Annotated in this window: 18 protein-coding genes; 6 read left to right on the top strand and 12 right to left on the bottom strand. The window is 56.5% G+C overall.

All coding sequences use genetic code 11. From position 1 onward, the window contains the following. Nucleotides 1–157 precede the first annotated feature (157 nt). From HZB29_13520 to HZB29_13510, 3 genes are all read left to right on the top strand, one after another. Nucleotides 158–553, top strand: a complete 396-nt coding sequence (locus HZB29_13520) for a response regulator (GenBank protein ID MBI5816616.1) — start codon at nt 158–160, stop codon at nt 551–553. Between the two features lie 312 nt (nt 554–865). Continuing rightward, nucleotides 866–1306, top strand: coding sequence for a hypothetical protein (locus tag HZB29_13515; GenBank protein ID MBI5816615.1), 441 nt, complete (start codon nt 866–868; stop codon nt 1304–1306). Nucleotides 1307–1322: 16 nt separating this feature from the next. Continuing rightward, nucleotides 1323–1733, top strand: coding sequence for a hypothetical protein (locus HZB29_13510; protein MBI5816614.1), 411 nt, complete (start codon nt 1323–1325; stop codon nt 1731–1733). A gap of 160 nt (nt 1734–1893) precedes the next feature. On the opposite strand, the gene HZB29_13505 is transcribed toward HZB29_13510, so the two are convergent. From HZB29_13505 to HZB29_13455, 11 genes are all read right to left on the bottom strand, one after another. Next, nucleotides 1894–2091, bottom strand: coding sequence for a hypothetical protein (locus tag HZB29_13505; GenBank protein MBI5816613.1), 198 nt, complete (start codon nt 2089–2091; stop codon nt 1894–1896). A 96-nt stretch (nt 2092–2187) separates the two neighbouring features. Then, on the bottom strand, nt 2188–3240 hold the full coding sequence (locus HZB29_13500) for a DMT family transporter (protein ID MBI5816612.1): 1053 nt from the start codon (nt 3238–3240) through the stop codon (nt 2188–2190). 177 nt (nt 3241–3417) lie between these two features. After that, on the bottom strand, nt 3418–4458 hold the full coding sequence (locus HZB29_13495) for a cytochrome-c peroxidase (protein ID MBI5816611.1): 1041 nt from the start codon (nt 4456–4458) through the stop codon (nt 3418–3420). Nucleotides 4459–4561: 103 nt separating this feature from the next. Continuing rightward, nucleotides 4562–5101 (bottom strand): DUF1697 domain-containing protein, encoded by a 540-nt coding sequence (locus tag HZB29_13490; protein MBI5816610.1) that lies wholly within the window; start codon nt 5099–5101, stop codon nt 4562–4564. Between the two features lie 95 nt (nt 5102–5196). Then, nucleotides 5197–7437, bottom strand: a complete 2241-nt coding sequence (locus HZB29_13485) for a response regulator (protein ID MBI5816609.1) — start codon at nt 7435–7437, stop codon at nt 5197–5199. Nucleotides 7438–7607: 170 nt separating this feature from the next. Continuing rightward, entirely contained in the window at nt 7608–8936 is a 1329-nt protein-coding gene (locus HZB29_13480) for a (Fe-S)-binding protein (GenBank protein MBI5816608.1), read from the bottom strand. 190 nt (nt 8937–9126) lie between these two features. Beyond that, entirely contained in the window at nt 9127–9852 is a 726-nt protein-coding gene (locus tag HZB29_13475) for a respiratory nitrate reductase subunit gamma (protein MBI5816607.1), read from the bottom strand. 174 nt (nt 9853–10026) lie between these two features. After that, the gene (locus HZB29_13470) at nt 10027–11847 is read right to left on the bottom strand and encodes an FAD-dependent oxidoreductase (protein ID MBI5816606.1); all 1821 of its coding nucleotides are present in this window, start codon (nt 11845–11847) and stop codon (nt 10027–10029) included. Nucleotides 11848–11863: 16 nt separating this feature from the next. Further along, nucleotides 11864–12940: a dissimilatory-type sulfite reductase subunit beta gene (gene dsrB / locus HZB29_13465; protein ID MBI5816605.1), complete on the bottom strand. Its 1077-nt coding sequence runs from the start codon at nt 12938–12940 to the stop codon at nt 11864–11866. 23 nt (nt 12941–12963) lie between these two features. Continuing rightward, nucleotides 12964–14238, bottom strand: coding sequence for a dissimilatory-type sulfite reductase subunit alpha (gene dsrA / locus HZB29_13460; protein MBI5816604.1), 1275 nt, complete (start codon nt 14236–14238; stop codon nt 12964–12966). 199 nt (nt 14239–14437) lie between these two features. Beyond that, nucleotides 14438–14770 (bottom strand): TusE/DsrC/DsvC family sulfur relay protein, encoded by a 333-nt coding sequence (locus tag HZB29_13455; GenBank protein ID MBI5816603.1) that lies wholly within the window; start codon nt 14768–14770, stop codon nt 14438–14440. Between the two features lie 371 nt (nt 14771–15141). On the opposite strand from HZB29_13455, the gene HZB29_13450 reads away from it, so the two are divergent. From HZB29_13450 to HZB29_13440, 3 genes are all read left to right on the top strand, one after another. Then, nucleotides 15142–15579 carry a hypothetical protein gene (locus HZB29_13450; protein ID MBI5816602.1) on the top strand — a complete coding sequence of 146 codons (438 nt, stop codon included), beginning with the start codon at nt 15142–15144 and terminating at the stop codon, nt 15577–15579. Continuing rightward, entirely contained in the window at nt 15576–16109 is a 534-nt protein-coding gene (locus HZB29_13445) for an RES family NAD+ phosphorylase (protein ID MBI5816601.1), read from the top strand. Before HZB29_13450 ends, HZB29_13445 begins: the two co-directional genes overlap by 4 nt. A 260-nt stretch (nt 16110–16369) precedes the next feature. Beyond that, nucleotides 16370–16705, top strand: coding sequence for a universal stress protein (locus HZB29_13440; protein MBI5816600.1), 336 nt, complete (start codon nt 16370–16372; stop codon nt 16703–16705). Nucleotides 16706–16793: 88 nt separating this feature from the next. Here HZB29_13440 and HZB29_13435 read toward each other — a convergent pair whose 3' ends face one another. Next, a complete protein-coding gene (locus tag HZB29_13435; protein ID MBI5816599.1) occupies nt 16794–17030 on the bottom strand; it encodes a Fis family transcriptional regulator in 237 nt (78 codons plus the stop codon). Between the last annotated feature and the right edge of the window lie 223 nt (nt 17031–17253).

Below are 17253 nucleotides of genomic sequence, written 5' to 3'. Positions count from 1 at the left end.
CAAGGGCGCGGTGATAAGTCATATGCGGCGTGTCCAGAAATCACCGGACCTGGTGATATCGTACTTCAACGGCGAAACGACGAAATACGCGGCTTGATACATATATAATAATGTCTATATTATTATGAGACGGTTAATAATACCTTTCTGGTGGACAATGGCTGATAGCAAATCCATCCTTCTGGTTGACGACGATGAAGCCCATCTTCTGTGGTCCACCGAAATACTCAAGGACGGAGGCTATGATATAGAGTCCACAAGCTCTGTCGAACGGGCCATCAAAATGCTTTCGGACAGGGCTTACGACCTGGTGATTTCAGACCTTATGATGCCTGAAATGTCCGGAGTGGAATTTGTCCGCCGGGTCGCCGGAATAAGAAAAGGCCAGAAGGCCATCATACTTACCGGGCATGGGGACATAGATTCATTCATAGAATCCGTTTACGACCTTGGCGCGCTTGAGTACATCATCAAGCCGGTTGAGGCGGAAGAGTTCCTGATGGTGGTCAAAAAGTTGCTATCCCAATCCTCCCCGGCAGTTAATGGTAAATAGTTGAATTACCAGGCAGATGAGAGGCCACTGTTAAGGTAAAAACTTAAGTAGGCTGTTTATCTTATTGATGGATGGCGCGTTATGCGTTTGTAGCCCAGTCTTTTGTCACATCCCGCAAAAAATGTCCTGTTTCTTCCACTTTCTTTTATAAAATACTAAAGAGTTTATGGAAAATGCCGATACTGCAAATAGGACTGTTGCGTGTAAATACGGAAGGGTCTGTTCGTACTGGCTTATACTTGATATTATCGGGAAAAAAGCTGGAAACTTTAGCTCGATGGCCTTGAATGGACGGATTTCTGGAGTGAGCGGATGAAAGGTGAATACGGGGCGTTCCTGAAGCTTATGCAGGAGGAAAAAAGCCTCTATGGAAAGATACTTACCTCGGCGGAGAAGGTCCGTGAGGAACTTGCGAGCGGCGCCGGGCCTGAGGAGCCCACAAGCCATACGGCCGAACGGGACGCTTTGCAGGCTAAAGTGACGCAACTGGACGCGAAGATCGCCGCTGAACTGGCCAAACCGGGCAGGGAAGGGTGGCTGGACAAACCCGAAGCGGCGGCGCTGAGAAAAGAAATGATCGAGCTTGTGGAACGGATAATCGAGACCGACACGCTCGGGATGAAGCTTGTGGAAGGTATGTTCGCGGGTATCGCCCGGGATTTCGGGGCGATGGCAAGCGGCAGGAAGACCATGGCGGCCTACAGCGGGAAGGGGAAAAAGAACACCGCCCGGCTGATAGACCGCGCGTACTGAAAGAAGGTGGATTGACATGGTGATCGGGATAAGCGGCGCGGCGAACGCACTTGCTGTGTACAGCAGGCAGCAGTTCTATGCCCAGCGGACCCATGAGCTGAACATACCCAAGACCGTGCAGGTTGGCGCGCAGGACAGGGTGTCGCTCTCTCCGGAGGCCGTGGCCGTCCGTTCCGCCTCCGCCCCTTCCGCATCGCAACAGGCCGCCGTGACTGTGGCGATAAGCCAGCATGCGGTATATTCGGCCAGGCCGATGACTTATGAGGATCCCCGCAGGGGCGCCACCGCCCGGCACGGCGCCGAGGAGCACGGGCAAGGGGAGACCGCAAGCAAGGAAAGCGGCTCCGGCGCGGAAGACGCCGAATCCACCACCCCCGTCACCGCCGCTGGAGAGTCCGGCGGACAGCAACAGACGGCGGGGAAGTGAAGTTGTGATTGCGCTTCCTTTAGGAGCGCGGGCATCCTGCCCGCTTCCTTCTTCTTGTTAGTTTCCCCTTGTTAGCTTCCCCGTGGCCGCTGACCACGGATTCTTGCCGCTGTCCGGGGTGACCGCGCTATGCGCTGTAACACCCCGATGAGCGGGTAACTTACTTTTCGCCGATATGGGCGAACTTGTCCTCGGCCAGCAGGATGTAAGAGGAAAGGGAGACTCCGGCGCGCTTGGCGCGCTTTTCCAATTCGGACTTCCTGGCCCTGTCCACCCGTATCAGAATGGTCTCGTCACGGACGATTTTCATGGCCGATTCGATGGCCTTGCCGATGGGCAAATCTGTTTTTCCGGTCACAATGCGCTTTCTCAACAGTGTAATACAATGATCAAGGCGGCGGCATAGGTTCCGTGAATATCTCCACCTTGTCAACGCGGTCAAAAGGGAACGCCTTCAATGCCCATGGCGGTGATGCGTGTCTGGAAAGTGCGCGTGAAAGTGGAACATCGGCTCGTGGACGTGGAGGTGGCTGTGCGCCGCGCCGGGCTCCACCGGTTCATCATGCTCATGCTGGTGATGCTCGTCGTGGACATGCTCGTGCTCGTGCTCCATCGCTTCATGTTCGTGCTCGTGGCCGTGCCGCTCGGTCAGGTGCAGCCAGACCCCCAGCGCCATAAGCGGCCCCGCGATAAGCAGCCGCCCGTCGGCCGGCTCGCCGAGAAGCGTAACGGCCAGCGTCGCTCCAAAAAAAGGGGCGACGGAGAAATAGGCGCCGGTCCTGGCCGTTCCAAGGTGGCGCAGGCCCACAACGAACAGCACCAGGCTGATCCCGTATGAAAACCATCCGACCAGCATGGCCGCCGCCGCGGCCGCCAGGGGGGGCAATTCCGCGCCCAGCGTGAACGCAAGAACAAGGTTCACGCACCCGGCCGCCAGCCCTTTTATCATGGCGATCCATGCCGCGTCAGACAGGGACACCTTGCGGGTCAGGTTGTTGTCTATGGCCCAGCCAAGGCAGGCCCCCAGCACGGCCAGGGCCGGCAAGACTCCGGACAGGCCGGGTTCTTCCGGCCAACTGAGCGCGACCGCCCCTGCGACGATGGCGGCCATTCCCATCGCGATGCGCCTGTCGAAATTCTCGCGGAAGACGAACCACGCCAGAAGCGCCGTGAACACCCCTTCGGCGTTGAGCAGCAAAGAAGCGCCCGACGCCGGCATTCCGGCAAGCCCGAACATCAGCAGCACCGGCCCGGCAACGCCGCCCGCGGCGATTGCGCCGGCCAGCCAGGGCCATTCCCCGGGGGCCAACCTCACCGCCGGCGCGCGGCGAACAAAGCGGTACAGCAAAAGGCCGGCCCCGGAGCCAAGGTAGAACAGCCCGGCCAGCAACCACGGGCTGACACTCTCAAGCAGCCACTTGGCCAGCGGCGTGCCGCCACCGAACAAAAGCGCGGCTCCCAATGCGGCCGGCACACCGGGCCTGCGCAATCCTTGTTTCCAGTCCATTGCCGATTTTCTCCGTACGGACAAATGCCCGAAATTCATTATATAAAAAAGCCGGGGAGAATGGCTCCCCGGCGAACGGTTATATTGCAGGGGCGCGGCGCGCCATGCCCCTTGTATACAAAGCCGCGATTCCGGATAACCGCCTTTGGCGGCTTCCGGGATGACCAGCTTAAGTCATTACATCCTGTCCGGCTTGGCCGTGGCTGGCGTGGAGGGGGGGAGCGCCGGTATGGTCACCTCGGGCTGCTTGCCGGTCAACGCGTTGAGGAACGTCACGATGCTGTCCACCTCGGGGTCGGTCAGCCTGTCGCCAAGCTGGGTCCAGCCCATGATTTTCACCGCCTCGCGAAGGTCCCACACGCTCCCGTCGTTAAAGTACGGATAGGTCAGCGCGATGTTGCGCAGGGAGGGCACCTTGAACACGTGAAGGTCCTCTTCCTTTTTTGTCACATCCACCCGGCCCCGGTCTTTCAAAAAATCGGGTTCGTTGACCAGTCCGAATTTCTGGTACATCCCGCCACCGACCACAGGGCCGTTATGGCAACTGACGCAGCCTTTGTCCATAAACATTTTCAGCCCGGCCTTCTCCTTGCCGGAGAGGGCATTTTCGTTCCCTTTCAAAAACTCGTCGAAGCGGGACGGGGTGAGCAGCGCGCGCTCGAAAGCGCCGATGGCGTCCGCCAGGTTCTTGTATGTCACCGCCTCTTTCTGCCCCGGGAAAGCTTCCTTGAAAAGCGAAACGTACTGCGGTATTGATTTGATCCGGCCCATCACGAGCTCCTGCGTGGCGCCCATCTCGATGGGATTGAGTATCGGCCCCTGCGCCTGCGCCTCCACGTCCGGGGAGCGGCCGTCCCAGAACTGGGCTATGTGCAGCGCCGCGTTGAACACCGTGGGGGCGTTGCGGCCGCCCACTTTCCAGTTGTGGCCGGTGGAGAATGGATTGTTGTCCACCCCGCCTGTGGCGATGTTGTGGCAGGAGTTGCAGGAGAAAACGTTGGACTTTGAAAGGCGCGTGTCGAAATAAAGCATCTTGCCGAGCTTTAATTTCGCTTCGCTGGCTGGATTGTCTTTTTTATAGACCGGCTTGTCCGGAAGAGGGGAGAAGCGCTCCTGGGCCGCTTTTAGAAGAGGCGAAAGCTTGCTGTCGGCCGAAGATAATTGCGGAGCGAGAAAAAGAACCGACAAAGCCGCGACCATGCTCGATAGACTTTTCATGAAATACCCTCCCACAAATTGATAGATCGAGCGTTTTAGACCAAGTCCAATATTATGGGAAAAGGGGAGCAAGGTCAACAACCGTATTGAGGATGATTGGGCGCTATTCCAAGGCCATGGCCAGCAATGCGCGCGCGGTGCGCCAGTTGCGGGCGGTGCATGGCACGCCAAGCGATTTTTCAACTTTGCCGAATGCCTTGGAACGGCCGACGCCATCCGGAGCGTGGAAATAGAATACCCTCCCTTTGAGCGAGAAGCGTTCGTTTTGGGCCAGACATTTTTCGATGGCGGGGATGTCCGGCGATTTTGGCGCGGATGACAGGAAGAAGAGGTGAAGCGATTTGTGATCTTCCGCGGCTTCCGGGAACGGATTTGAGTTCACCGCTTTTTCAAGATCGCCGCTTTTCAGCAAAATCACTTCCGGCGCGAAACCGAGCTTTTTGTTTATCGCCGCTTTTATTTTCGCCGCCAGTTTGGCCGGGTCTTTTTCATCCGCCTGAAACACCGCGTTGCCGGTCTGGATATATGTCCGCACATTCAATATCCCAAGTCCTTCAAGCAGGCGCACGAATTCCTTTGACGGCAATGTGTTCGCCCCGCCCGCGTTTACGGCCCTTAAAAGCGCTATGTATGTGGCCGGCATGGGGGGATTATAACGCGGAATGCGGCCTGTCCACATCGGACTGAAATTTCCTTCGCGGCTGGCGCGCAATATCCAGGTGAATAACGCCGCTTGCGTTATTTGCCACTGAAAAAATCAATATGCGGAACGCCCTTGGGGAGTGAAAAACTGAAAACGCTTCCAACGCCGATCTCGCTTTCCACGCCGAGCATGCCGCCGTGCGCTTTGACTATCCGCGAAGCGATGGCAAGTCCCAGGCCGGTGCTTTTTTCGCCGGACGTCGGCCTGGAGCTTAACTTGGCGAACCCGTCGAAAACGCGGCCCAGCTCCTCTTTCGGTATTCCCACGCCCTCGTCGCGCACCGCCACTTGCGCGCTCTCTGCGGCGTCCGTGATTTCCACGCTGATATTTTTGCCCGGTTTTGTGTATTTTATGGCGTTGCTCAGGATGTTGTCTATCACCTGCTGGATTTTCACCTTGTCCGCCCAGAGCGCTATTGGCGGATGCGGCTTGATGTGAAGCGCGATGCTCTTGCGCCCGGCCAGGGAGCGGAAAAGCTCAACGCGCCGCGTCACGACGTCCACAATATCGTAAGGCATGCGCTTTAAATCGAGTATTCCGCTCTCTATTTTGGAAATGTCCAAAAGGTCGTCTATCAGCCCTATCATCTCGTCGGCGGCGTTTTTAATAATTGAAGAGATTTCAGCCCGGTTCGGAATGTCTTCCTCAAGAAGCGCGGCGAATCCGCTTATGGAGGACAGGGGCCCTCTCAAGTCATGCGCGGCCATGCCGATGAACCGGTCTTTCAGGGCGTTTGTTTTCTTCAACGCCTCTTTTTCTTTCCGCACCTCGTCGTAAAGCCTCTTGTTGTCAAGATGGGAGCCGGCCCTGGCCAGAAGCTCCGCTTCGTCGAACGGTTTGACGATGTAATCGGTGGCCCCCGCGGCAAGGCCCTTTAAAATATCTTCGCTGGAGGAGGAGGCGGTGACCATGATCACCGGGACATGGCGGTAAGCCTGGGAGCTTTTAATGTCCCTGGTGAATTCAAAGCCGTCCTTGCCGGGCATGTTGCAGTCGGTCACTATGAGGTCCGGCATGAATTCGGGCAGCAATTCCGCGGCCTGGATGGCGTTTTTCGCGGCGGCCACTTTGTAGCCGTTTTTCCGGAAAATGTATTTGAGTATGTGGAGAGTCACGTTCGAGTCGTCAACGACGAGGACCTTTTCGCTTTTGTTGATTTTCCTCGTTTCGAAAAGAATGCGAATGTAGTCGGCGAGCCTGCCGGTCTTGAACGGCTTGGAAAAATACTCCACAGCGCCGGCGGCAAACCCTTTTTCGCGCAGTTCCGGGGCGCTTTTGGCGGAAATGATTATGACGGGGACGTCCTCCGTCGCCGGATCGTCCTTGAGTGCGTGGCACGCGGCAAACCCGTCCATCACCGGCATTTCCACGTCCATGGTGATTATGTCCGGTTTTAGCGCTTTGGCCATCTCCACCCCTTCGCGCCCGTTTTCGGCGGCGAACACCCTGAAACCCGCGCTTGCAAGCTCTTTGAGGATCACCACACGGGCGCCATGGCTGTCGTCCACCACCAGGATTTTTTCCGGGCGTTTTTCGGACTCCTCCCTTTCTATCTGGTAAATAATGTTGATAAGTTCGTTCTCGCTGACCGGTTTTTTCAGGAAGTGGTTAATGCCGTTTTCAAAGGCCTTTTCCACGTTTTCAACGGTGTCGTCGCTGGAAAGCATCACCATCCGCACACCCATGGTGGCGGAGTTGAACATAAGCTTGTTGCACAGGTCGTAGCCTTCCATGTCCGGCAGAACGATGCTCGTCATCAGTATGTCCGGCTTGGCGGCGGCGGCCACGGATATCGCCTCGGCGCCGCTTTTGGCCTTGTAAACCTCGTAGCCGTATTTGGTGAGCATCCTTTCAAGCACCTTGGTGATCGTATGGCTGGGATCGCAAAGAAGGATTTTGTTGAGCCGCTTTCTCCTTGCGTTGAAACTTATCACTTCCTTGCGAAGCGTTTCCTCGTCCAAAAATCCGTTCTCAACGATGATATCCCCGATTTTCACCTTCCTTCTTGTCCGCACGTCCAGAAGGTATCGAAGCTGGTTTGAATTGAGCAGACCGATCGAAATGGCGGCTTCGCCGAACTTCACGCCCGGGTTGATTTCCATGTACTCGGCGGTCAGCGACACGTCATCGGGCTTTAGGTAATTAAGCTCCACCGCTATCTCGCCAAGCAGCCGGGCCTTATTTTGTATCTGCAGGGCTTTCTCGTGTTGCTCGCTGGTAATCAACCCCTTGTCCACGAGATGTTGGCCGAAACTGACGCCCGAACCGCTTTTCACCGTTTAAATTTCCCCTCTTAATAGCGGCGGGACAACCCGCGCGAGAAGCGCCACTACTGCATCTTTATAAAGATGCAACATGAATACCTCTATCTATGATTCTACTCCAGAGTTTGGCTTTTTTAAATGTGAAAAAGATATGCTCAACGTGGTTCAAGGGGGACGAGGGTTTATACCCCTTTTTTCCCCCCAAGCACTATCGCGTTTGACACTAGCTGGTGGACGCTGGCGACAGTCTCCATCGGAATCCCGTAATAGGGGAGCACTTTTGTGAATTGCGCCTTGCAGATGGCGCAGATGGTGGCCATGGTGTTCACCCCCTTGTTTTGCATCACGTCGTGCAATGCGTTGGCGCGGGGCAGTACGCCTTTCACCCGCAAATCCATAAGCTCGTCGGTGAGCAGGCCGCCGCCGCCGCCGCAACAGTAGGTGACTTCCTTGATGGTGTCCTCGTTCATCTCCACGTAATTGTTGCACATGGCCTTTATCAGATCGCGCGGGACCTCGAACTGCCCCCCCGGCATGTCCCCCATGCGGGATCCGCGCGCAACGTTGCACGAATCGTGGAACGTCACCGTCAGGCTGTCGTTGGCGCTTTTGTCAAGCTTCAGCCCGCCGCGCTTGATAAGGTCGAGGGAGTATTCGCAGATGTGCGTGGGGTTCCTGTGTTTCGGATCGAGGAAATCGAATGGCCCGATCAGCGTGTTCCAGAAGCTGTACGCCACGCGCCACGCATGGCCGCATTCGCCCACAACGATACGCTTGACCCCCAGGTCTAGCGCCGCGTCCTTTATCCGCCGGGCGACTTTTTGCATCACGCCGTAGTTGCCGATGAACATGCCGAAGTTGGCGAATTCGGAGGCGTAGCTGGAGACCGTCCATGAAACGCCAGCCTCGTGGAACACCTTGCCGTAGCCGGTGAATCCCTGTATGTGCGGCTCGCTGAAAAAGTCCGCCGACGGCGCGATGAGAAGGACCTCGGCGCCTTTTTCGTCCAGAGGATAGCGCACGTCCACCCCGGTGGTCTCCTTCACGTCCTCTTCCACGAACTCCAGCGTGTTGCCCAGCGCCGCCTTGTTGATTCCAAGGTTGTTGCCGATGGAGTTTACCTTGCCGAGTATCTCGTTGCAGTATTTCTGGCCGATGCCCACGCTGTCCATTATCTCGCGCGCGGCCATGGATATCTCCGCCGTGTCTATCCCGTATGGGCAGAACACCGAGCAGCGGCGGCACTGGGAGCACTGGTGATAATATCTATACCACTGCTCCATCACGTCCTCTGTCAGGTCCTCCGCGCGGGAAAGGCCCGGGAAAAGCTTTCCGGCCGGCGTGAAATGCTTCCGGTACACCTTGCGCATAAGCTCCTGCCGGGCCACGGGCATGTTGTTCGGGTCGCCGGTGCCAAGGTAATAGTGGCATTTGTCCGCGCAGGCGCCGCACTTGACGCAGATGTCCAGAAACACCTTGAGCGAACGGTATTTGCCAAGCAGTTCCCCCATTTTCTCGACAGCCTTGACCTGCCAGTTCTCCACGCGGGTCTCCGGGAAGCCGAGCCCCCTGTTATGGTCCGCCGAGGCGGGGTGCGGGCGCAATTGGCCTGTCGCCCCAGGCTTTACGGGGGGGACATTGATTTCACCGGTCAGTTTTTCGGTCTTGATGTCGGCCACGCGTTCTACTCCCGTTGCGCCGTCACGCCGCCCATGGGTTCACGTGCCGGTGTTCGCGGCAGTCGTCAACCTGGTTGCGGGTGGGGGAGAAGAATATGCCCCCCATGTGGACAAGCTTGGAAAAAGGAAAGTACACCATCAACGCCATCACAAGCAGAAGGTGGACGATGAACATCGCGTCCGCGGGCATGTTCACCGGCGAGAAGGTGACAATCCCCATCATGAACGATTTCACCGACGCCACGTCCGCGCGCAGTAAGAATTTCATTATCAATCCCGTGGCCGCTATCGAGCCGATGAGGATCAGCGCGAAATAGTCCGCCCCGGACGATATGTACTTTACCCTGTCCACGGCGATCCTGCGGACGAACAGGTAACCGGCGGCGCCGGCAAGCAATACGCCAGCCCATACCCCCGGAGGCCCCGCCAGCGACACGATCTCAGGCACAGGCTGGAGGAAATACCGCAGGTGGCGGAATATGACCAGGGCGAAGGTGACGTGGAAAGCGTATCCGCCGATCCACGTCCACTTGTTCCCCTTGAACAAGGATGAGAAAAGGAAAATTTCGGAGGCCATCCGCAGCGCCACCCCTCCGGATGTGGCGGGGGCGGGGGTCGTCGGGATTTTAAGGGGCGCCGGAGTGACAGCGTAGCCATACACCTTGGCCGCCAGGCCGAAAATGAAGACGGCGGCGGCAGCGTAGAACATGATCACAAACGACAGCGACAACGCGGAAAGACCGGACATTTACGAAAACCCTCTTATGTCACAAGCACACATAATAGCTTCCCCGTGGTCGCCTGACCACGGGTCTCCGAGCATGAACTTAAGACCGGGGTCAGCGACCCCGGAGAAGCGCTTATTTTCATGTGCTTCTAAAAACAGGGGCGGGCTTTAAACCCGCACCTGCGCGATATTATCCTACAATCCCAATCCCATTTCGATATACCCGCAGGGGCACGATTCAAAGCAGACGTGGCAGCCGTTGCATTTGGTGTAGTCCGTGAACATCACCTGGCCCTGCGGCCGCTTTTTGTCCCTATGGATCGCCTCGCGCGGGCAGAACACGCGGCACTGGTCGCACACGAAGCAAAGCCCGCAGCTCATGCACCTGTTCGCCTCGGCCACCGCCTGGTCGCGCGTTATCGTCTGGTATATCTCGCCGAACCCGTGGCCACGCTCCTCGATGGAAACACCTTTTTCCTCGTTGCGCGGCGCGGCGGGGTAGTAGTTCAGAATCAAGTTCTCCGGTTTCACCGGGCGCCCCTTCGGATTTGGCGCCCATTTCTCTGCCTTGAGGTAAGAGTCTATGGAAAGCGCCGCCTTGCGCCCGTCGCCCACGGAGCGGGTGGATATGCCAAGCCCCTGCGCGTCGCCGCCGGCGAAAACGCCGTCCACGGCGGTGGAGTAGTCCCCCTTTATCTTCACCCATCCCCACTGGTCCGCCACCTGCGCAAGCGTCCCGGCAAGTTCCGGTTTCTGCCCGATGGCCACGATGATGGACGAAGCCTCCATCGTGAATTCCGAGCCTTCCACCGGAACAGGTGAACGCCTGCCCGACTTGTCCGGCGCGCCAAGCTTCATCTTGACGCACTTGAGCGCCACCGCGCGGCCGTCCTTTACCAGGACTTCCACAGGCGCCGTCAGGTATTCGATGCGGATACCTTCGCGCTCGGCCTCTTCTATCTCCGAATCAATGGCAGGCATCTCCTCCCGGGTGCGGCGGTAGATGATGGTGGACTCCACGCCGTTCTTGCCGGCCCGTTTGCTCACCCGGGCAGAGTCCAGCATCGCTTCCGCCTGCTCGGTGTTGAACTCCTCGGCCGCCTCGCCCAACGCCGCCTTCGCCTGGCGAAGGGACGAACGGGCCGCGTCCACCGCGCTGTCGCCGCCGCCCACCACGATGACTTTGTTTCCAACGTCAACGCTGGCGCCGGAGTTCACGCGGTTCAGGTAGCTTGCGGCGGAGAACACGTTTGCCGAGCCCTTGTCCTCGCCCGGCACGTTGAGGTTGGCCCCCGTGTGCGCCCCGATGGCAAGGTACACCGCGTCATACTGCTTTTGCAGCTCTTCGAAGGTGATGTCCTTGCCGATCTTCACCTTGGTCTTAAGCTCGATGCCCAGGCTTAAGATGTTGTTGATCTCCGCGTCCAGGATGTCCTTGGGCAACCGGTAGGGGGGGATGCCATACCGCAGCATTCCGCCCGGCCTGTCGTATGCCTCGAACAACGTGACCGGATATCCCCTCCGCGCCAGTTGATAGGCGCAGGACAACCCCGACGGGCCGGAGCCCACCACGGCTATCCGCTTGCTCTTTTTCGCGTCCGTGAGTTTGCGGAGTTTCAGCCCGCGCCGGATCCCATGGTCGCCGATGAAGCGCTCCATGTTGTTGATGGCCACGGCGCCGTCCTCTTTTTCCTTCCGGTTGCACCCTTTCTCGCACGGATGCGGGCATATCCTGCCGTGCGCGGCCGGGAGCGGGTTCTTGTCCGTCAGGGTGTACCATGCCTCGTCCAGCGCGTCGTCCAGCGGCTTTTTGTTCATCTCCGCCTGGGCGATGGTGGTCAGATAACCTCGGATATCCTCGCTGGACGGGCATTCGTTCCTGCACGGCGGCAGCTTGCGCACATACACCGGGCACTTCCAGCTTGAGCCGGAAGTGACCACAATCTCCTCGGCAACGGCCTTTTCAAGCCGCATCTTGCCGGATTCGATCAGACCTAGAGCTGTGTTGCGGGCCATTTCCCCATCTCCTCCCTTACAACCGGACGTGGGTGGAGGTGTTCAAAGTGGTCCGGGCCAGCTTGAAGTCGTCTATGTGGTACTTGGTGAAGGGGAAGCCCGTCACCTCGAAGAACTTCTTCCAGCCGATCCTGTCTATCCACTCGCCAATACGCTCATACGGCCTGCCGCCGGCCTTGTACGCGTTGATGATCTTGCGGACGGCGGCGCTCACTTCCGGCCAGCGGGGCGGATTGTTCGGCAATCCCCACACCGCAAGCTTCATGAACGCAGGCCCTTTGCGGGTGGAGGAGTTTTTCCCGCCAACCCATATTGTCAGGGTGTCGGTCTGCGCGTCGCGAATCTCCATGCTGGGGCACTGCCCGTGGCACGCGCCGCAATACATGCACTTCTCCTCGACCACCTCCAGCGATCCTTTCCCGTCCACGTTTGTGGGGCGTATGGCCGCCACAGGGCATATGGCCACCACCTTGGGAAGCTCGCATATCGGCACCCCCTGGTGGTTGATGCGTGGGGGATGATGATGCTGGACGTTTATGGCTATGTCCGCCTGGCCGCCGCAGTTGATGGTGCAGCATGAGGTGGAAAGTTTCACCCGGTAGGGGAGGTCTTCTTTGACGAACTCGTTATAAAGGTCGTCCATCAGGGCCTTCACAGACCCCGCCGCGTCGGTTCCGGGGAGGTTGCAGTGCATCCACCCCTGGGTGTGCAGGATGTTCGAAAGGGTGTTGCCGGTGCCGCCAACCGGGAAGCCGAGGACTTTGTTGATCTCAGCTATCAACGGCTCCACATCCTTTTCGTTTCCGCAAAGGAACTCTATGTTCGCCCGCGAAGTGAAGCGCAGGTGCCCCTGGCAATATTTGTCCGCGATGTCGCACACCTTTCGCACCGTGTCCACGCTCATGGTACGAGGCGAGCCGGCGCGCACCGTGAAGATCGCGTCGCCGTTCTCCGCCACGTGCTTGAGCACGCCCGGTTTGGGTATCTCGTGGTACTTCCACTTCCCGTAATTCTTGGCCATCAACGGGTGCAGGTTTACTTTATGGTCCGGAGCGCCGTTGTCGCGCGGCGCCATCTTTTTCGGTGTTGCCATTACTTTATTCTCCTTTTCCCGCTTCAGGCTTTCTCAAAGCCTTCGGTTTCCTTGTTCACGACGGTGGGCGCCTCCTCCGGCTCGCCTCCCATGCGGCCCGGGGCCAGTTCTTCGAACTTGATGTACGGGTTGGACCTGGGGTGCGCGACCATCTCCACGTTGGGCTCCAGCCCGATGTTCTCCAGCAGTGTGCCAAGGCCCACCCTTTCGATGAACTCGCCTATGCGTTCGTGCTCCAGCCCGTTTTCTCCCCAGAATTCCCATATCCGTTCCACAAGAGCGGTAAGTTTCCGCCAATCCTCCGGCGTTTCCAGCTTCATGAACGGGACAAGCACCGAACTCATGGTGTCGCCGATCTTAAGGGTCCTCTTGCCGCCGATCAGTATGGTCGCCCCGCGGTCCTTGCCGGGCGCAAGCGCCTTGTTCATCACGTTGATGCAGTGCATGCAGTGGACGCAGTTGCCGTTGTCCACCTCGATGCTCTTCCCCTTTAGCTGCATGCACTGGGTGGGGCAGCGGGTGATGACGTTGTTCACGGTGTAGTCCAGCCCGTGCTTGTCTATGAATTTGGCCACTTCCTCCTGATCTATCTGCATCGGCCCGCGCCATGTGCCGATGACCGGCATGTCCGACCGCTGCATGGAGGCGGCGCAGTCGTTGGCGCAGCCGGACAGTTTGAACTTGTATTTATAGGGAAGCTCGGGGCGGTGAAGCTGGCTTATGAAGGTGTCGGTGAGGAATTTGGTGACCCCCATGGTGTCGAAACAGGCCATTTCGCAACGGGCCTGGCCGACGCAGCACGAAAGGGTCCTCATCGCCGCGCCGGAGCCCCCCAGGTCCCACCCGGCTTCCATCAGCTCCTCTGCCGCGTCGAAGGTTGTCTTGTTGTCCGTCCCCAGAAGCAGCGCGTCCCCCGTCATCCCGTGCATCTGCATGATCCCGGCGCCGTGCTTGTCCCATATGTCGCAAAGCTCGCGCAGCTTCTTGGTGGAATACACCCATCCGGCGGGGGGGATGATGCGTATGGTGTGGAACTGGGCTATATTGGGGAATTTGCCGGCAAGCTCGGAATAGCGGGCGATGACGCCGCCTCCATAACCGTCCACGTTGAGCACGGTCCCCTGCCAATAGTTCCAGTTGTCCTCATAGCTTTGCTCAAGCTGGCCCAAAAGTTCGCCCACGGCCGGCTTGCGCTCGGAAAGTTTTTTCAGGTCGTTCACGAAACTCGGCCACGGGCCGGTCTTAAGCTCGTCCAGAAGAGGGGTTTTAATTTCCGTCTTCTTGTTCTTGTCAGACATGGTCAATATCCCCTTATAACAATGTTCCAAAGAGCGCGGCCAGGGGCCGTTCCCTAAAAAATCGGACTATGGCGACTTATCTTCCGCAAGATAAAACCGCCTGCGCCCGGTTGATTTCCGGAAAAAAGCGCAAAAAATCACCAATCCTTTGCCGTCCACATGCCGGACAGACGGCGCCTTTAAATGGAATGACCTGGCGTTAAACGCAGCCGGTCGGCTTTGGCAGCCCGGCAATCTTGCACGCCTGCTTGGCCGGACCGCCCGGATAAAGCTCGTACAGATATTTTGTGTTTCCCTTTTCAGGCCCGAGCTTTTTGCCGATGGCTTTCGTGAGTATCCGGATCATCGGGGCGATCTTGTATTCGTCATAGTAGTCGCGAAGGAAGTTGATCACCTCCCAATGGGACTCGGTCATGTTCAACCCTTCGCCTTTGGCGAGGTAATCGGCCACGTCCTTGTTCCATTGATCCAGGTTTAGCAGGTAACCGTCCTCATCGGTCTCGTACGTGACGCCGTTGAGCTCAAAAGACATCTGGCTTCGCCTCCAAAAAAAAGGTTAACGGACTGTAATATTTAAATATGCGGCTGAAAAAAAGAAATCCAGCCGGCTTTAATCAGGCTTTAGCGTCATTTCGAGGGGCTTTTTCGCCGAAACCTGGAGCCATCGGCGGCCCTGCCCATCAAAGCTTTGATATATGATGCGGTGGATAATATATGGATTCCGCCCCCATAAAGATTTTCACATTTATGATACGCCTTTTTGGGGGACAACAGGTAAAAAGGCGCCTGTGGCGATTGACGGCGGGAGGGAGGCGCTTAAAACACTATGGGATGAAGAACGCTCCTCCGCGCGGATAAATTGATAAAGTTGCCTTTGCAGATGAACTGGTTTATATTTTCTATATGAAACAATCGCATAAAAAGCCTCAGGTTCAAGCGGCTTTTAGTGGTCGAGCTGGAGAAAGCTCGTTTCGCTTTCCTGATATTGAGAAGAAGGTAGATGTTGCCCGGAAAAAGGTGGACGAAATATTGAGCTCCATTGACGATATCCCTCCAACATCCCCAGTTGCAATAATAGGTATGGAATTGTTAGGACGGATGGTTGGAGATAGAAAAAAATCAAATGTTGCGAACCGGCTTATTTTCATAAGCAGGATCATCGATGATTTGCGGGGAGCATATACCAATACCGGTATTGTCCAATGGTTCAATCGTAAGCGAACACAATTGGATGGCAAAGCTCCTGTTGATATTCTAAAAGGTGATTGGAGCCCGGATGATAAGGGGCCTTTAAAAGTAATGGAGTTAGCGCATTCACTCGCATCTTCAAATGCTACATGATTGTGTACAGGCATGCTCCTTCCGATAGGTCTTTTTTCTGGGAGGATAACCACCAACCCCCGGCAAGATGGCATGGTAATGATGAAGGTCCCGTTCAGTATTGCGCTGACACACCTGACGGGGCTTGGGCTGAATTCCTGCGGCATGAGGAAATTACCGGAATAGATGAACTAATGGAAATCAATAGAGCCATTTGGGCCATTGAAATTCCTGATACCGAACAGTTTGCCACTACTGAATTGATTCCCGCTATTTTGCTCGGAGGCAAGGACACTTATGAATATTGCAGACAGCAAGCAAGGAAAATAAGAGAAACTGGAGCAAAAGGAATGGAGGCGCCAAGCGTTGCGTTACTTCCAGGATTTGCGAGGGGAATGAAAACAGATGACGGATTGAAAAACGGAGAGGATCGTAACGGAAAAGTTATGGTTATTTTTGGCAAACGAAATGATCTTGTAGGATGGATAGCTGCAATTGGCAGGCCGGATACTTCTATTTTGAGCAAGGTTCGCCACTTTTCGATGATGTGAGCAACCTTTATATTCCATTTAATGATTGACTTAATCACCGGCCAGCGTTCCTGTTGACATATACCAGATAAAAAGGTTTATCCTTATGTCCGCCACAAGAAGGATAGTTGGACATGAACAACATATATAAGAACATCCTCGTTGCAGTCCCTCCCATCACCCATGAATGGTATGCCCAGCCCGCCGACGCGATAAGAAAGACCGCCGCATCCCTTTGCCGGGGCAAGGAGGTGAAGCTGACGTTCGTCGGTGTTTTTTCCATGGAACAGGAGATCGGGACACAGGAAGTGAGCATCCTGCCGCCGGAGGAGATGATGGGGAAGGTGGGGGCCATGGAGAAAGAGCATCACGACAGGATCAGGGAGTACGTAAAATGGTTCGCCGACTCCGGTGTGCCTCATAAAGTGATGGTGGAAAGCGGCGATCCGGCGGAGACCATAGCGCGGATCGCAAACGATATAAACGCCGACCTTATCGTGATGGGGCATCACCACAAAAGCTCCATATTCGATATATTTTCCACCGACGTGGCGGCGCGGACCATCAAGAGCGCCCCTTGCGACGTTACGCTGGTGGCGGCGAAGAGGAAGTTGTAGCGCCACCGTACCGGTGGTAATGGCGCAAGGATGGCGGCGCCACGAAAGAACAGTGGTCAGCCGGCCACGTGGAAGCGGGAAGGTTGCCCTATTTTTTTATTTTGACCTTGTGCTCGTCTATCTTGCGGCGCAGGGTGTTTCTGTTTAGCCCCAGAACGTGGGCCGCCTCGCTCTGGTTGCCCTTCGTCTCGGCCATTGTGATTTCGAGGAGCGACTTTTCCACCAGGTTGATCACCATGGAATACAGCTTTCCGCCGTTTTCTATATTCTTTATTTTTTTCAGGTACTTGTTCAGGTCAGTCCTCAAGGCCTCGTCAAAGGACATCTTGAAAGAATGAGCCTGGCCGCTTTTGCCGTCGTCCATATTCAAAATTCAAATGTAAAAAAGAAAAATACCCCACCACCCTGGAAGAAAGTGTCCTAAACTTAGTTGAAACGAAGGTATGACCTCACCTGCTACCATGTTTTTGAACGAAAACAACGGAAAGCAAGGAGGTCACATGAAAAGAGTAAACGGTAACGGGAAAACTGGCAAGGGAAGAATGGAT

It is taken from the genome of Nitrospinota bacterium, from assembly GCA_016235255.1.
Classification (GTDB): domain Bacteria; phylum Nitrospinota_A; class UBA7883; order UBA7883; family JACRLM01; genus JACRLM01.
The sequence above is the reverse complement of the archived record's forward strand: the minus strand, read 5'-3'. Positions and strand labels throughout refer to the sequence as shown.

Coding starts and splice junctions, on each gene's coding strand:
- HZB29_13490 (MBI5816610.1), bottom strand. CDS start 5,101: ATGCCGGCCACATACATAGCGCTTTTAAGGGCCGTAAACGCGGGCGGG.
- HZB29_13480 (MBI5816608.1), bottom strand. CDS start 8,936: ATGGGGGAACTGCTTGGCAAATACCGTTCGCTCAAGGTGTTTCTGGAC.
- HZB29_13510 (MBI5816614.1), top strand. CDS start 1,323: ATGGTGATCGGGATAAGCGGCGCGGCGAACGCACTTGCTGTGTACAGC.
- HZB29_13450 (MBI5816602.1), top strand. CDS start 15,142: ATGAAACAATCGCATAAAAAGCCTCAGGTTCAAGCGGCTTTTAGTGGT.
- HZB29_13495 (MBI5816611.1), bottom strand. CDS start 4,458: ATGAAAAGTCTATCGAGCATGGTCGCGGCTTTGTCGGTTCTTTTTCTC.
- HZB29_13500 (MBI5816612.1), bottom strand. CDS start 3,240: ATGGACTGGAAACAAGGATTGCGCAGGCCCGGTGTGCCGGCCGCATTG.
- HZB29_13470 (MBI5816606.1), bottom strand. CDS start 11,847: ATGGCCCGCAACACAGCTCTAGGTCTGATCGAATCCGGCAAGATGCGG.
- HZB29_13440 (MBI5816600.1), top strand. CDS start 16,370: ATGGAACAGGAGATCGGGACACAGGAAGTGAGCATCCTGCCGCCGGAG.
- HZB29_13445 (MBI5816601.1), top strand. CDS start 15,576: ATGATTGTGTACAGGCATGCTCCTTCCGATAGGTCTTTTTTCTGGGAG.
- HZB29_13435 (MBI5816599.1), bottom strand. CDS start 17,030: ATGTCCTTTGACGAGGCCTTGAGGACTGACCTGAACAAGTACCTGAAA.
- HZB29_13455 (MBI5816603.1), bottom strand. CDS start 14,770: ATGTCTTTTGAGCTCAACGGCGTCACGTACGAGACCGATGAGGACGGT.
- dsrB (MBI5816605.1), bottom strand. CDS start 12,940: ATGGCAACACCGAAAAAGATGGCGCCGCGCGACAACGGCGCTCCGGAC.
- dsrA (MBI5816604.1), bottom strand. CDS start 14,238: ATGTCTGACAAGAACAAGAAGACGGAAATTAAAACCCCTCTTCTGGAC.
- HZB29_13475 (MBI5816607.1), bottom strand. CDS start 9,852: ATGTCCGGTCTTTCCGCGTTGTCGCTGTCGTTTGTGATCATGTTCTAC.
- HZB29_13515 (MBI5816615.1), top strand. CDS start 866: ATGAAAGGTGAATACGGGGCGTTCCTGAAGCTTATGCAGGAGGAAAAA.
- HZB29_13520 (MBI5816616.1), top strand. CDS start 158: ATGGCTGATAGCAAATCCATCCTTCTGGTTGACGACGATGAAGCCCAT.